Source organism: Mesorhizobium sp. STM 4661 (genome assembly GCF_000359125.1).
GTDB lineage: Bacteria > Pseudomonadota > Alphaproteobacteria > Rhizobiales > Rhizobiaceae > Mesorhizobium.
Genome location: NZ_CAAF010000007.1, coordinates 36,239 through 51,254 on the forward strand (window position 1 = coordinate 36,239; position 15,016 = coordinate 51,254).

The 15,016-nt window shown below is 66.0% G+C and carries 13 protein-coding genes; 3 read left to right on the forward strand and 10 right to left on the reverse strand.

Annotated features, from left to right (window positions below; translation table 11 throughout):
* Window positions 1–39: 39 nt before the first annotated feature.
* The 5 genes from MESS4_RS02825 to MESS4_RS02845 form a co-directional block, all read right to left on the reverse strand.
* Window positions 40–921, reverse strand: coding sequence for an SMP-30/gluconolactonase/LRE family protein (locus tag MESS4_RS02825; protein ID WP_006326281.1), 882 nt, complete (start codon window positions 919–921; stop codon window positions 40–42).
* Window positions 918–1,559: a 2-dehydro-3-deoxy-6-phosphogalactonate aldolase gene (locus MESS4_RS02830; protein ID WP_006326282.1), complete on the reverse strand. Its 642-nt coding sequence runs from the start codon at window positions 1,557–1,559 to the stop codon at window positions 918–920. The genes MESS4_RS02825 and MESS4_RS02830 overlap by 4 nt, the downstream gene beginning before the upstream one ends.
* Window positions 1,556–2,515, reverse strand: coding sequence for a 2-dehydro-3-deoxygalactonokinase (locus MESS4_RS02835; RefSeq protein WP_006326283.1), 960 nt, complete (start codon window positions 2,513–2,515; stop codon window positions 1,556–1,558). Before MESS4_RS02835 ends, MESS4_RS02830 begins: the two co-directional genes overlap by 4 nt.
* Window positions 2,512–3,279, reverse strand: coding sequence for an SDR family oxidoreductase (locus MESS4_RS02840; RefSeq protein WP_006326285.1), 768 nt, complete (start codon window positions 3,277–3,279; stop codon window positions 2,512–2,514). Before MESS4_RS02840 ends, MESS4_RS02835 begins: the two co-directional genes overlap by 4 nt.
* A gap of 192 nt (window positions 3,280–3,471) precedes the next feature.
* The gene (locus MESS4_RS02845; protein WP_006326286.1) at window positions 3,472–4,821 is read right to left on the reverse strand and encodes an EAL domain-containing protein; all 1,350 of its coding nucleotides are present in this window, start codon (window positions 4,819–4,821) and stop codon (window positions 3,472–3,474) included.
* A gap of 203 nt (window positions 4,822–5,024) precedes the next feature.
* Here MESS4_RS02845 and gshB point away from each other — a divergent pair, with 203 nt between their 5' ends.
* From gshB to MESS4_RS33205, 3 genes are all read left to right on the forward strand, one after another.
* Complete coding sequence (gene gshB / locus MESS4_RS02850) at window positions 5,025–5,966, forward strand: glutathione synthase (RefSeq protein ID WP_006326287.1); 942 nt, start codon at window positions 5,025–5,027, stop codon at window positions 5,964–5,966.
* Between the two features lie 160 nt (window positions 5,967–6,126).
* Complete coding sequence (locus MESS4_RS02855) at window positions 6,127–7,659, forward strand: YifB family Mg chelatase-like AAA ATPase (RefSeq protein ID WP_006326288.1); 1,533 nt, start codon at window positions 6,127–6,129, stop codon at window positions 7,657–7,659.
* A gap of 97 nt (window positions 7,660–7,756) precedes the next feature.
* Window positions 7,757–8,176 (forward strand): GNAT family N-acetyltransferase, encoded by a 420-nt coding sequence (locus MESS4_RS33205; protein WP_006326289.1) that lies wholly within the window; start codon window positions 7,757–7,759, stop codon window positions 8,174–8,176.
* Between the two features lie 169 nt (window positions 8,177–8,345).
* Here the strand turns inward: MESS4_RS33205 and MESS4_RS02865 are convergent, their stop codons facing one another.
* The 5 genes from MESS4_RS02865 to MESS4_RS33875 all read right to left on the reverse strand — a co-directional run bounded on the left by MESS4_RS02865 (window position 8,346) and on the right by MESS4_RS33875 (window position 14,934).
* Window positions 8,346–10,520, reverse strand: coding sequence for a malate synthase G (locus MESS4_RS02865; RefSeq protein ID WP_006326291.1), 2,175 nt, complete (start codon window positions 10,518–10,520; stop codon window positions 8,346–8,348).
* Window positions 10,521–10,785: 265 nt separating this feature from the next.
* Entirely contained in the window at window positions 10,786–12,813 is a 2,028-nt protein-coding gene (locus MESS4_RS02870) for a hydantoinase/oxoprolinase family protein (RefSeq protein WP_006326292.1), read from the reverse strand.
* A 205-nt stretch (window positions 12,814–13,018) separates the two neighbouring features.
* Window positions 13,019–13,390 carry an endonuclease domain-containing protein gene (locus MESS4_RS02875; RefSeq protein WP_081609623.1) on the reverse strand — a complete coding sequence of 124 codons (372 nt, stop codon included), beginning with the start codon at window positions 13,388–13,390 and terminating at the stop codon, window positions 13,019–13,021.
* 208 nt (window positions 13,391–13,598) lie between these two features.
* Window positions 13,599–14,225 (reverse strand): CDGSH iron-sulfur domain-containing protein, encoded by a 627-nt coding sequence (locus MESS4_RS02880; RefSeq protein WP_006326299.1) that lies wholly within the window; start codon window positions 14,223–14,225, stop codon window positions 13,599–13,601.
* Window positions 14,226–14,412: 187 nt separating this feature from the next.
* Complete coding sequence (locus MESS4_RS33875) at window positions 14,413–14,934, reverse strand: hypothetical protein (RefSeq protein ID WP_006326301.1); 522 nt, start codon at window positions 14,932–14,934, stop codon at window positions 14,413–14,415.
* Window positions 14,935–15,016 lie beyond the last annotated feature (82 nt).

Below are 15,016 nucleotides of genomic sequence, written 5' to 3' on the forward strand. Positions count from 1 at the left end.
CGACACAGGCCGGACGCCCGCACGACAGCGCAAACATACTCATGCAATCAGCACGCGCGGCTCGAAGCGGCCATTGACTGGAATGTCGAGCAGAAATGTCATGCCGCCCTGCAGGTCGAGAAGACGCTGTTTCTCACTCTTGCCCGACCAGGCGGAGGTGACCGCCAGCCGGTCGGCATTCCTGCCGACAAAGGCGGGACAGGATGGCTGGGTCACCGGCATGGCGACCGTGCGGACAAGCTTGCCGTCGGGTCCGTAGCCCTCGATGACGCTGCCGCCCCAGCAGGCGTTCCACAAGATGCCGTCGCGGTCGAACACCGAGCCGTCGATATAGCCCTTGGCCGAGCGGTGATCGACGAACACTTTCGGCTCGCCGACCGGCAGGCCGGTTGCCGGATCGCAGCCGACGCGCATCAAAAGGCCGGTGCTGGTGTCGGTGTAGTGGGCGACCGTTCCATCCTGCGAAAAACAGATCGAGTTCGACACGGTGATATCGGAATAGAGCCGCCGCAGTTCCCCCTTGAAAAACCAGTAGATCGAGCCGGCGCCCTTCTCCTCGCCCTTGCCCATCGTGCCGACCCAGAAGGCGCCGCAGGGATGGACGCGCGAATCGTTCGAGCGGGTGACCGCATTGTCGGCCTCGATCGGCGTGTGCAGCGTCAGCTTGCCGGTCGCGACATCGCGGACAAAGAGACCGGTCTCGGTGGCGATCAGCTGGCGCTGCCCGTCGATGATGGCGATGGCGCTGGCCATCTGGCCAAGGTCGTGGGCGGTGGTCGCGCCGCCGGACAGGCTTTTTTCCAGAAGCTGGCCGTTGACGATGTCGAACCAGTAGAGCGTATCGGTGGCGGGGTCATAGCTCGGCCCCTCGCCAAGCTGGCAGACATGATCGGAAAAAACCGAAACGATGGTCTCGTTCATTGTGCCGCTCCAAACGCCGCGTCCCAGGCCGCGACGGCGGCCCGCGCGCGTGTCGCCACCTCATCGACGCTCATGCCGGGCTTGAACAGGCTGGACCCCAGGCCAAAGACGCTGACGCCGGCCGCCTTATAGCCGGCAAAATCCTTGTCCGAGACACCGCCGACCGCGCCGACCAGCGTCCTGGCGGGCAAAACCGCGCGCATCGCCGCGATGCCGGCGGCGCCAAGCACGCTGGCCGGGAAGAATTTCAGCGCCGAAGCGCCGAGCCGGATGGCCTGGAACGCCTCGGTGGGGGTGAACACGCCGGGCATCGTCACCATGCCGTAGGTCATGGCGCGCGCAAGCACCTCGGCGTCGATGTTGGGGCTGACCAGCAGCCGCCCGCCAGCCTTGTGCAGGCCATCGACATCGGCTGGGCTCAGCACCGTGCCGGCGCCGACCAGCGCCGTGTTGGGCAGCGCTTGGACGATGCCGGCGATGGAGACAAACGGGTCCGGCGAATTGAGCGGCACTTCGATGGCTTCGATGCCGGCCTCGAAGACTGCCTTGCCGACGGCCACCGCCTCGTCCGGCCTGAGGCCGCGCAGGATGGCGACGAGGCCGCGCCCGAGCTTCGGAAAGGGTGCGGTCTCGGTCATGCGGCAACTCCAGTTCCGGCGATCATGCCATTCTCGCGCGCCGCCTCGACCAGGCCGGCGCGCACCGCCTCGTCGGCGTCGACCGTCCTGATTTCAAGCCCGGCGAGGCCGAGCGCTTCGGCATAGAGCGTGCCGAGCGCGCCGGACGCGATCAGTACGATTGGCGCGGCACTTTTCCCATAGCGGCGGCTGGCCGAGGCGATCTCGCCGCCGATCAGCAGGCCGGACAGGCAAGCGGCGGCATCTTCGGCCTTCAGGTCCTGCAGCAGACCGGCGGCGCGGATGGCGAACAGTCTCGAGGTGACATCGCCATCCTCGGCAAGCGCGCGCTCGCACCAGCGCCGGAAGTACGGATTGTCCGATGTGACCGGGCTGGGCTGCTCGCCCATCGAATGGCGCAGGATCGAATGCGCCGCCAGCACCGAATAGAGCTCGCCGGTCGGCCAGGTGCCGAAGCCGGCGACCGCGCCGTCCTTGACGGCGACCCATTTCGAATGAGTGCCCGGCATGCATACGAGATGACGGCCCTTTGCCGGCAAATCGGCGCCGGCAAGCTGCGTTTCCTCACCACGCATCACATCTGGCGCATCGATCTCTCGCTGGGCGAGGCCCGGCACGATGCGGATGTCGCGGCGCTGGCCCTCTATGCGGACCGCTCCCGCCAGGATGGCGCCGATCGGGGCCGGCACGGTGACGTAAGGCGCCTCCAGCCAGCCCTGGCGCGAGCCGGCCATGCCGCAGATGATCACCGGCAGCGTCGCCGAGGCGCCCATGGCGGCGAGGTGGTCTTCGAGTACGGCCGAAAAGCCCTTTTCGCGCGCGGTGATCAGCCCGTCGTCGCCGCGGCGTTCGGCAAGCACCGTGCCGGCACCGTCGAGCAGCCAGGCCCTGAGACGGGTGGTGCCCCAGTCGATCGCCGCGACCGCCGGCGCGTTGCCCGCAATCCCTGGACTCACAGATAACCCCCGTCGACGATCAGCATTTGCGCCGTAAGCATGCGCGAGGCATCCGAGGCCAGGAACAGCACCGTGCCGACGATGTCGTCGGGCTGCATGACGTCCTTGATGCATTGTTTGGCGACATGGGCGGCGAGCCCCTCTTCGGTGACCCAGAGTTCTCTCTGCCGCTCGGTGATCACCCAGCCCGGCGCAACGGCGTTGACGCGGATGCGGTCGGCGCCGAGCTTGCCGGCAAGGCCCTTGGTCAGGCCGACAATGCCGGCCTTGGCCGCGGTATAGGCCGGCATGTCGGGGAAATTCATCAGAAACGATGTCGAGGTGAAGTTGATGATCGAGCCGCCGCCGGCCCGCTTCATGCCCGGCACCACAGCCTGCGCGGTGAAGAAATGCGGACGCAGATTGACCGCGTGGTTGTTGTCCCAGAATTCCACCGTGACGTCTTCCACGGCGTGGCGATCGTCAAGGGCGGCATTGTTGACCAGCACGGTGACGTCGCCATGCGCTTGTACCGCCTTGGCGACAGCGGCGCGCAGCGCCTCGATGTCGCGCAGATCGGCCTTGAGATAGAGCGGCCGCCTGCCGAACTCGTTTTCGATGCGGTCGGCCAATGCCGTGCTCGGACGCTCGGCGATGTCGATGAAGGCGACCTTCGCGCCCTGGCGGGCAAACCCTTCGGTCAATGCGGCGCCTATGCCGGAGCCGCCGCCGGTAATCAGCACCGAAGCGCTCTCAAGGTCGGCAAAACGCGCCGATGGCATCATTTTTTCTCTCCCGATCCGGGCCCTGTCCGGCCGGCGCGCATCCTATCCAGTAGGGTCGGGGGAGCAAGGGCGAAAAACAGATTCGCTGGCTTGTTTTTATGCAAGTCGTTATCGCAAACCGCTGCGCGCTTTTGCGCAACATGCATTATGTCTGACAAAATCGTCGCGCCGCGGCGGCGACGCGACCGGCCGTCAGATCACTGTTGCGCGCATGGCGCCGCGCAACGAATCTCTGAGATAGCCGAGCGTGGCGTCGGCATCGGCCGGCCTGCCGAACAAAAACCCCTGCCCGCCGGCGCAACCGAACTGGATGAGACGCTGGGCTTGCGCCTCCTCTTCGATGCCTTCGGCGACCACGTCCATGCCGAGCCCTTCGCACATGGCCAGGATTGCCCGGATGATATGTTCCGACGGGCGATCGTCGAGAATGGAGGCGACGAAGGCGCGGTCGATCTTGAGCTTGTCGAAATGGAATTCGCGCAGCCGCCCGAGCGAGGACTGGCCGGTGCCGAAATCGTCGAGCGACACGCGGATGCCGACGCGGCGCAGATCCTCGACGATCTTCTCGGCGGACGCCGGATCGTTCATCAGGCCGGTTTCGGTGATCTCTATCTCCAGCCGGCGCGGATCGAAGCCGGTGCGGTCGAGGATCGCCAATATGTGCAGGCCGGTGTTCTGGTCGACGAGTTGCGACGGCGACAGGTTGAAGGACAGGAACAAGTCCTTCGGCCAGTTCCTGGCCGCCTCGGCGGCCTTGCGCAGCACAAGCTGCGACAAGGGACCGATGATGCCGCGTTCCTCTGCGATCGGGATGAAGACCGTCGGCGAGACCGAACCCAGGTCGCGATCGGTCCAGCGCGCCAGCGTCTCGAAGCCGATGGCGCGCCGCGTCCTGAGATCGACGATCGGCTGGAAATGTGGCTCGACCTCGCCGGCCGAAACCGCGCGGCGCAGCGCCTGCTCGATGCGGGTGACGCGTTTGGCCGCCTCTTCCATCTCTCTGCTATAGACGACGACCCGCCCGCGGCCCGAACGCTTGGCATGATAGAGCGCCGTCTCTGCCTTGCTGACCAGGATCTCGGTGGTCTCGTCGCCCGAGTAGAAGAGCGAACAGCCGACCGAGGCCGAAAGCCTGGCGGTGCGCTCGCCGACATCATAGGGCGCCGAAAGTATCTCGATCAGCATGCGCGATCTTGCGGCGGCCGCCTCCTCGCTGAACACCATCGGATAAAGAAAAGCGTATTCGTCGGCGCCGATGCGGCAGACGGTGGAATAGCTGTCCATCGAAGCGCGCAGCCGCATCGCCACCTGGACCAGAATGTCGTCGCCGGCCTTGTGGCCGAACAGGTCGTTGATCGGCTTGAAACCATCGAGGTCAAGGATGCCGACGGCGAACGGCGCCGGGTCGTCGGCGCGGTCGCTGATCAGGCGATCGACCTTGTCGAAGAAGCGGCGATGATTGCCGAGGCCGGTCAGCGGATCGGTGAAGGCCTGATCCGTGCTGTCCCTGCCTGTCTGCCCGGTGCCAAACAAAGTTTGCATCGGCGTCCCTGTTTTCAAGTCGGAATAAATTCCGACACTGGCAGCAAACCGTTTAGGAAACGTATCGCTGCGCCAAGCGAAGCATGCGTCACAGGAGCTCTGGCCAATTGGCAGAAGGCGCCGAGTTCCGTATATCGCTCTCGATGCATCGGCCCGATCTTCGGAAAGCACGATGCATGGATTCAAAGTTTTGGAGACCTGCCGTGAAGCTGAAAGTCGCCGTCCAGATGGACCACGTCTCCACCGTCTCGATTGCCGGCGACACCTCGTTTGCGCTGTCGCTGGAGGCGCAGCGGCGCGGCCACCAGCTCTACCACTACACGCCCGACCGGCTGTCGATGCGCGACGGCAAGGTGTTCGCGCGCATCGAGGAGATGAAAGTCCGCGACGAGAAGGGCCACCATTATTCGCTGGGCGAAAAGGTGCGCACCGACCTGTCCGAGATGGACGTCATCCTGCTCAGGCAGGATCCGCCCTTCGACATGAACTACATCACGACGACGCACATCCTCGAGCGCATCCATCCGGGGACATTGGTGGTCAACGACCCGGCCTGGGTGCGCAACAGCCCGGAGAAGATCTTCGTCACCGAATTCCCGGATCTGATGCCGCAAACGCTGATCACCAAGGATCCTCTGGAAGTCGCCGCCTTCCGCAAGGAGTTCGGCGACATCATCGTCAAGCCGCTCTACGGCAATGGCGGCGCCGGCATCTTCCATTTGCACGAGGCCGACCGCAACCTTGCCTCGCTGCTCGAAATGTTCGGCCAGATGTTCCGCGAGCCCTATATCGTGCAACGCTATCTCAAGGACGTGCGCAAGGGCGACAAGCGCATCATCCTGATCGACGGCGAGGCGGTCGGCGCCATCAACCGGGTGCCGGCCGAGCACGATTCCCGCTCCAACATGCATGTCGGCGGACGCGCCGAGAAAACCGAATTGACGGAACGTGAGCGCGAAATCTGCGCCCGCATCGGACCGTCGCTGAAGGAGCGCGGTTTTATCCTGGTCGGCATCGACGTGATCGGCGACTACATGACCGAGATCAACGTGACGTCGCCGACCGGGGTGCGCGAGGTGCAGCGTTTTGGCGGGGCGGATATTGCGGGCCTGTTCTGGGATTGTGTCGAGAGCAAACGCAAATAGCTGCAACTGCTTCGCCGAACCGGCCATATTCCGGCTCGCGGCGCTGGATTGTTCCCGTAATGTTCTTGCTTGATGCCAAAATCTATGGTTGTCTGCGGTGACGCCGTTCGCGGCATGATCGCATGGGCTTCGGGCGAGCCCGTATCCGGGGGCTTGAAAAATGGTGGCGCGGGTTCGGACGGTGGCTTTCCAGGGCATCGAGGCCGTGCCGGTCGACGTGCAGGTGATGATCGCGCCGGGCAAGGTCGGCATGCATATCGTCGGCCTGGCCGACAAGGCGGTGGCCGAAAGCCGCGAGCGGGTGCAGGCGGCACTGCACGCCTCCGGCCTGTCGATGCCGTCGAAGAAAGTCACGGTCAATCTGGCGCCGGCGGATCTCCCCAAGGAAGGCAGCCATTACGATTTGCCGATCGCGCTTGGATTGATGGCGGCACTCGGCGCCATTCCGGGCGACATGCTGGCCGGCTATGTCGTGCTTGGCGAATTGTCGCTCGACGGCACCATCACCGCCGTGGCCGGCGCGCTGCCGGCGGCGATCGGCGCCAATGCCGAGGCCAAGGGCCTGATCTGCCCGTTCGCCTGTGGGCCGGAAGCCGCCTGGGCCGGCAAGGAATTCGACATATTGGCGCCGCGCAGCCTGATCGCGATCGCCAACCATTTTCGCGGCACGCAGGTGCTGTCCAGGCCCGAAGCCGGCATCAAGCTGGCTGCGCGCGACCTGCCCGACCTCTCCGATATCAAGGGTCAGGAAAGCGCCAAGCGGGCGCTGGAAGTGGCGGCGGCCGGCGGACACAATCTGCTGATGGTCGGGCCGCCAGGGTCCGGCAAATCGATGCTGGCGCAGCGGCTGCCGTCGATCCTGCCGCCGCTGGCGCCGAAGGAGCTTCTGGAAGTTTCGATGATCGCCTCGGTCGCGGGCGAGCTCGGCGAAGGCAAGCTGACCGACCGGCGGCCGTTCCGCGCGCCGCACCATTCGGCCTCGATGGCGGCAATGGTCGGCGGCGGCTTGCGCGTGCGGCCGGGCGAGGCCTCGCTCGCCCATCACGGCGTGCTGTTCCTCGACGAATTCCCGGAATTCTCGCCGCAGGCGCTCGACGCGCTGCGCCAGCCGCTGGAGACGGGCGACTGCATGATCGCGCGGGCCAACCATCGCGTCACCTATCCGGCGCGCATTCAGCTGGTCGCGGCGATGAACCCGTGCCGCTGCGGCATGGCCGGCGAGCCCGGCTATCGCTGCCTGCGCGGCGACCGCTGCCGCACCGATTACCAGGCGCGCATATCCGGTCCGCTGCTCGACCGCATCGATCTCAGGATCGAGGTGCCGGCGGTCTCGGCCGGCGATTTGATCCGGCCGGACCGGGCGGAGAAAAGTGCCGCCGTGGCGCTGCGCGTGGCGCGTGCCCGCACCATCCAGCGCGAGCGCTTCGAACGGCTCGGCGTCACCTCCGCCACCACCAACGCGCATTGCTCGCCGTCGGTCATCGAGGAGATCGCGATGCCGGATGCATCGGGCCTGTCGCTGCTGAAAGATGCCAGCGAAAAACTTGGGTTCTCGGCGCGGGCCTATCACCGCGTGCTGAAGGTGGCGCGCACGCTGGCCGATCTCGACACCAGTGAAACGGTCGGCCGCATCCATCTGGCCGAGGCGATCTCCTACCGCATGATGTCGGAGCGGATGGCGCAGGCGGCGTAGACTTCTGGCGCCCGCCGGAAGTACGCTTGCGGAATGTTCAGGCCATGCCCGATCGCGGCATATGTTACGGTCATGGACCTAACCGGGTTGAGGTGGGATGATTTCGGTTTTGCCGGCGCGCAGTGCCGAGGACTTCGAGGCCATGGCCGGACTTTGCCGCAAGCTTGCGCAATGGGACGCCGATGCGGTGGCGCCTTACGGTGTCTCGGAGGCAGACGTAAAGGCCATCTTCCACCCCGAAAGGAGTGGCAGTTCGGTGGCGGCGAAATTCGGCGTGCCGGATGCCATGGCGTTCATCGCGCGATCAGCCGGCCTGCCGGCGGGTTGCCTCGCCTTTGACCAGTTCGACGACAACAATACGGAGATCCACAAGTTTTTTGTCGACGCACCGTTTCGCGGAAAGGGGAACCGGCCGTGCGCTGATGGGGGCCGCGCTGGCGGAGATCGAGAAGGGCCGGAGCCGGACGGTGCTGATCCACACGACGTTCTACATGAAAAATGCCATTGCCGTTTATGAGTCGTTCGGCTTCAGGCCCTGCCCGCCCTTCCGTGAAACCCCGGAGCATGTCAGGCATACCGACATTTTCATGTCGTGCTCGATCTCGCCTGCATGAGGTTGGAGGCAGCGCGATGTGGGGGCGGCGCGGCGTTCCCCTCCCCCTTGAGGGGGAGGGGGACGTCGGCGTTTATCCCGCCTGCTCCTTCGCCTTCAGTTCCAACCTCCGCGCGTGCAGCACCGGCTCGGTGTAGCCGTTGGGCTGCACGCGGCCCTTGAACACCAGATCGCAGGCGGCGAGGAAGGCGATGGAGCTGTCGAAGTCGGGCGCCATCGGCCGGTAGAGCGGGTCGCCCTCGTTCTGGCGGTCGACGATCGCGGCCATGCGCTGCATCGTCTCCATCACCTGGTCCGAGGTGCAGACGCCGTGGTGCAGCCAGTTGGCGATATGCTGCGAGGAGATGCGCAGCGTGGCGCGGTCCTCCATCAGGCCGACATCATGGATATCAGGCACTTTGGAACAGCCGACGCCCTGGTCGATCCAGCGCACGACATAGCCGAGAATGCCTTGTGCGTTGTTGTCGAGCTCGGCCTGGATGTCGGCCGGCGACCAGTTGGGCCGTACCGCCACCGGCACCGACAAGATGTCGTCGAGCTTGGCCTTGGGCCGGCTCTTCAGCGCCGCCTGCACGGCGTGGACATCGACCTTGTGATAGTGGGTGGCGTGCAGCGTCGCCGCCGTCGGCGACGGCACCCAGGCGGTGTTGGCGCCGGCCTTGGGGTGGGCGATCTTCTCAACCAGCATCGCCGCCATCAAATCGGGCATCGCCCACATGCCCTTGCCGATCTGGGCGTGGCCGGCCAGCCCGCATTCCAGCCCGGTGTCGACATTCCAGGCCTCGTAGGCGGCAATCCAGGCGGCCTGCTTCATGTCGCCCTTGCGGATCATCGGGCCGGCTTCCATCGAGGTGTGGATCTCGTCGCCGGTGCGGTCGAGGAAGCCGGTGTTGATGAAGACGACACGCTCTCTTGCCGCGCGGATCGCCTCCTTGAGATTGACGGTGGTGCGCCGCTCCTCATCCATGATGCCCATCTTGATGGTATTCTTCGGCATGCCGAGCAGCGCCTCGACACGGTCGAATATCTCGACGGCAAAGGCGACTTCCTCGGGGCCGTGCATCTTGGGTTTCACGACATACATCGAGCCGGCGCGGGAGTTCTGCCGGCGTCCATTCGGGCCGACATCGTGCAGCGCGATCAACGCCGTCATGGCCGCATCCATGATGCCTTCCGGCACCTCGTTGCCGTCGCGGTCAAGGATCGCCGGATTGGTCATGAGGTGGCCGACATTGCGCACCAGCATCAGCGAGCGGCCGGGCAGGGTCAGCGCGCCGCCATCAGGCGCGGTGTAGGCGCGGTCGGGATTGAGCTTGCGGGTGAAAGTCTTGCCGGTTTTGGTGATTTCTTCCGCCAGGTCGCCCTTCATCAGGCCGAGCCAGTTGCGGTAGACCACGACCTTGTCCCGCGCATCCACCGCCGCGACAGAATCCTCGCAGTCCTGGATGGTGGTCAGCGCCGATTCCAGGATGACATCGGCAATGCCCGCCGGATCGGTACGGCCGATCTGGTTGGCGCGGTCGATGACGATTTCGACATGCAGCCCGTTCCTGACCAGCAGCACGGTTTGCGGGTTGACCGCGTCGCCGCGATAGCCGGCAAATTGTTTTGGGTCGGCAAGCGTGGTGGCGCCGGCGCCGGCGCTGAGCTTCAGCGCGCCATTGGCGATCGAAAGCCCATTGACGCCCGCCCATTTGCCCGAGGTGAGCGGCACGGAGTCGTCGAGGAAGCTCTTTGCCCAGGCCACCACCCTGGCGCCGCGCGCGGGATTGAAGCCTTTGCCCTTTTCGGCGTCGTCGGTCTCGGGAATGGCGTCGGTGCCATAGAGCGCATCATAGAGCGAGCCCCAGCGGGCATTGGCGGCGTTCAGCGCATAGCGCGCATTCATCACCGGCACGACGAGCTGCGGCCCGGCAACCCGTGCGATCTCCGGATCGACATTGCCGGTGGCGACCGAGAAGGCCGGCCCTTCCGGCACGAGATAGCCGATCTCCCTCAGGAAATTTTTGTACGCCTCCATGTCGACGGGCGCGCCATTGTGGCGGTACCAGCGGTCGAGCTTGTCCTGCATGGCATCGCGCTTTTCCAGCAGCGCCCGGTTCTTCGGCGCCAGATCGTGGACGATGGCCGCAAAGCCGGCCCAGAAGGCGTCCGCCTCGATGCCGGTGCCCGGCAGCGCTTCGTGCGCGACGAAGTCGTGCAATTCGCGGGCAATCCGCAATCCGGCGATCTCGATGCGATCGGTCATCAGGGCTTCTCCAGGCGAAGGCTTGGCGCGCCTTTGGCATGTTGGGGTGGCAGGGTCAATTCAGCTTAGGGTGAAGGGGCGGATTTTGGGGGCGGCGAAGCTGCTAATCTCCCCCCTCGAGGGGGAGATGGCCGCGAAGCGGCCAGAGGGGGTCGGTCCGACCGGGCTCGGCCTCCCTGCGATAGAAGGAAGTTGCGCTCCACGCGAGGCGACCCCCTCTGTCGCCTTTGGCGACATCTCCCCCTCAAGGGGGGAGATTGCGCGCTCACACCGCAATCCTTGGCCGGCCCGACGCCACCGCCACGACATGCGCCTCGATGAACATGCGCTGGGCTTCGACGGTGGAGACGCGGAACTCGGTGGCGACCTCGATCTCGGCGCTGTCGGTGCCGGCTTCCCTGGCCCGCCCGGCGGCAAGCGCGCGCACATCGGCCTCGGCCGCCGCGATCGCCGCCGCCTCGTCGAGAAAATCGCGCACCGTCTCCCCGGACGAAACGCGGAACAGGCCTTCCTGGGGCTGGCTGACGCGGGCCTCGGCCGAGACGCGGACCTGGCCGACGACGGCGCCGAGCGCGTTGGCGACGTCGGTATCCTCCGGCACGACGCAGTCATTGCCGACCAGCTCGGCCAGGCCGGCATAATGCAGCGGCGCCGAGGCGCCGAGGCCGATGACCGGACGGTCGAGCGCGACGCTGAGGCGGGCAATGCCCGGATGAGAATCGACGGCGCGCTGCACCAGCGCGTGCGCCACGGTGGCGGCGCCGTCCAGCCCATCCTCGGCGAAGGCGGTTTCGAGGATGTATTCCGCCGACCAGCGCGTCAGCGTCACCAGCACCCGTTCAGAGATCGCTTCCGGCGATGCGGCGATGAACTGGCCGCGGCCGTCGCGCTTGCGGGCGAACAGTTCGGCGCCGAGCCGGGCGGTTGCCGCATCCCAATTGGCCTGCTTGCCCAGCACATGAGCGGCGTCCGAAGGCGTGAAACCTGAAATATGCACCAGGCCGCGCGACACCAGCCGGTTCAGGGTGGCGTTCTGGGCGTTCGAGGTGAGCAGCCTGTCGAGGGCGAGCGGCACGCTGCCAATCGCCTCGTAGAGTTTTGCTTCCGGAGCGGTGAGGCCGGCGGCGAGCCGCTCCGGCACGCCGGTGCGCACGGCGAAGCGGCCATCCATGCGGCCGGGGTTCGGCGCGCGCAACTGGCGTTCGAGCTCCGATGTCACCGCCTCGCCATGCACCATGCCGGCCAGCGCCAGCGGCACTAGGCGGCGCGGCCCGAGCAGGATTTTCGGGTTGAGCGCGCCATCCTCCAGCGCCACTTCGGAATCGCCGCCCAGCCCAAAGGTGCGCATGGCCACCGCCTCGACCATGGTGCGGAAACCGCCGACGGTGGCGCCTTCCGGGTCGAGCCGGGGACGGCCCCCGTCGAGCACGGCGACATCCGTGGTGGTGCCGCCGATGTCGGAGACCATGGCATTGTCGAGCCCGGTCATGTGGCGGGCGCCGACCAGACTGGCGGCCGGGCCTGAAAGGATGGTCTCGATCGGCCGCTGGCGGGCAAAGGCGGCCGAGACCAGCGCGCCGTCGCCACGCACCACCATCAGCGGGGCGGCGATCTTGCGGGCGGCCAAGAACCCTTCGGTCGCCGCCACCAGCCGGTCGATCATCGAGATCAGCCGGGCGTTGAGCAGCGTGGTGAGCGCCCGGCGCGGGCCGCCAAGCTTGGCCGACAGTTCGTGGCTGGCGGTGACCGGCAGGCCGGTCTTTTCGCGGATCAGGTCGCGCGCGGCGAGCTCATGCGCCGGGTTGCGGGTGGCGAAATAGGCGCAGACGGCAAAGCCCGACACCGAGGCACCGAGTTCCGGCAGTGCGGCCTCCAGCCCGGCGAGGTCGAGCTTGGCGGCATTGCCATGGACATCATGGCCGCCGGGGCAGAACACGACCGGGTCGGTGCCAAGTGCCGCCTTCAGCCCGTCGCGGGCAAGGTCGCCTTCGGAAAAGCCGATCATCACCAGCGCGACGCGCCCGCCCTGCCCTTCGACCAGCGCGTTGGTGGCGAGCGTCGTCGACATCGACACCAGTTTTATCGCGGCCGGGTCGGTGGCGGATTTCTCCAGCACCGCATCGACCGCGCCGGATATGCCGACCGCCAGATCGTGACGGGTGGTCAGCGCCTTGGCCTTGGCGAGGACTTTGCCATTGGGACCGCCGGCCTCAGACCACAGCACGGCATCGGTGTAGGTGCCGCCGGTGTCTATGCCGAGGAACAGGGGGGTGGATTTGGGCTTGGCGGTCATGTTTGGCAGCGGTCCGGAGATCTTGTTCCCCGCCCTTAGCCGATACGGGCCGGCCGATAAAGCCGCTAGCGCTGGGCCAACAGGCGATGATCATGGTGACGGCTAATCTCCCCCCTCGTGGGGGAGATGTCCGGTCCACCCTCCGCAGCTGCTGCGGGGACGGGCAGGACAGAGGGGGGCGCTGTCCCGCCGGCCTTGCCGTGGTTCAGCACGCGCTTCCAAGCCCAGCCGCAATCACAATGTGCTGGCAGACATTGTCGATGTCGCGAATGATGTCGTCGTTCCAGAAGCGCAGGACGGTCCAGCCATCCTGTTCCAGACGCACTGTCCTTGCCGCGTCGCCGGCAACAGCATCGCCTTGCGCATGCTGGGAGCCGTCGACCTCGACGATCAGTTTCTTCTCCGGGCAAGCGAAGTCGACGATATAGCCGGCAATCGGAAACTGTCGCCGGAAGCCAAGCCCCATCAACCGGTGTGCACGAAGCTCGTTCCAAAGCTTCAGCTCGGCATCGGTCATGACCTTGCGCATCGATCTGGCGTTCGCGCGATGTTTTGGAGGCAGTGGCGTGTGAGGCATTGTGCTTGTGAAATTAGCACTCTACGGCGCCCCCCTCTGTCCTGCCGGACATCTCCCCCACGAGGGGGGAGATCAGATGTCGCCCACGCTTGAGCAAATTTTTCAACGCTGCAAATACCGCGTCGGCAGCGGAGTTCCAATCTCCCCCCTCGTGGGGGAGATGCCCGGCAGGGCAGAGGGGGGCGCGAAGGAACGCCAACGTCGGGAACTAACCGATAAACCCCACCCTTTTATGCGAGCCATCGCAGAACGGCTTGTTGGCCGAATGGCCGCAGCGGCAGAGGAAGGTGCGTGTCGTGCGGTCGACCGTGTGGCCGGTGCCGGTGACGATCTCGACATTGCCTTCGAGCTTGAGCGGGCCGTTGGTGGTCGGTGTGACCGTGAGTGGGCCGTTGCGCGCGGCCAGCGCCGGCGTGTCCTTCAGCGCAGGCTCGCCGGTGGCGGCGAAGCCTGCCTTGCTGTGACTGCCGTCGCAGAACGGCTTGTTCTCCGAAGCGCCGCAGCGGCAGAGCGTGGCGCGGAAGGACGTCTCGCCGCCAAGCACGATCTCGGCATGCACCGCCAGCGGGCCGTTTTCCCTGAGCCGCACGGTGTTGACCACCGGCGGCTTTTCCTGCGGGCCGCCATCCTTCCTGACATAGGTGATGGCGCCGGACGGGCAGCTTTGGGCGATCGCCACGATCTTCTCGACGCTGGCCGCCTCGGGATGGATCCACTCACCCGGCGCGTTGGGCACGAAGACATGTGGATCGCCCAGCACGCAATTGCGCGAATGGATGCAGCGCCGGCCGGAAAAGCCGACATCGATTTCTTCGCCTTCGACCGTGCCTGCCATGGGTGGGGTCTCCTGGGTTACAGGCAGGCTGCGGCTGCTGCGCGAAGGGCGTCAAGTAGCGATCTCCCCCTCGTGAGGGAGATGTCCGGTCCACCCTCCGCGGCTGCTGCGAAGGACGGGCAGGACAGAGGGGGCGTGAAGGATCGCCTACATTGCCGCAATCTACCCTCGGCGAGCCGGGCAGCAATCATGCTCCCCCCTCATCGGCCTTCACCAAGGTCCAGATCCAGCCGATGAAAGTCAACACCAAGAACGGATAGCCGGCGGCGGGCAGCGGCGCCGAGGTCGGCAGCAAGGGCGCGCCCCACAGCACCATGGCCACCGTCACGACAAACAGGATGGCGGCGATGAGGCCGGTGAGCCGCATCCACAGGGCAAAGGTGTTCGCCGCGCCGATCAGGACGAGTGCGGCCGCCCACAGCGAAATGCCGCCGACATAGGAGGGAACGCTGGCCTCCAGCCCCGCCGCGTTGCCGGCCAGCAACAGGCTCTCGCCGGCGAGGAAGGTGAGGAACCCGGCCGCGACGCAGTCATTGCCCAGCCGCTGGTATTTCATCGTCAGCAGCGCGGTGGCCACCACAAGCGCCACGCCGTCGATCGCCCAGAGCGTTTCGCGGAGCGGGGCGCTCGCCACAAAGGTACCGGCCAGGCCGAAGGTGCCGCCGATGGCGAGGCCGATCGCGGCGGCGGTGTCTGAGGTGGAACGCATCGGGATGTGTCTCCAAGCCATGTGAAGGATACGCCAAGGTTGGGTGTTGTTGAAGAGTGGTGCCAATAGTCACGATCTGCGA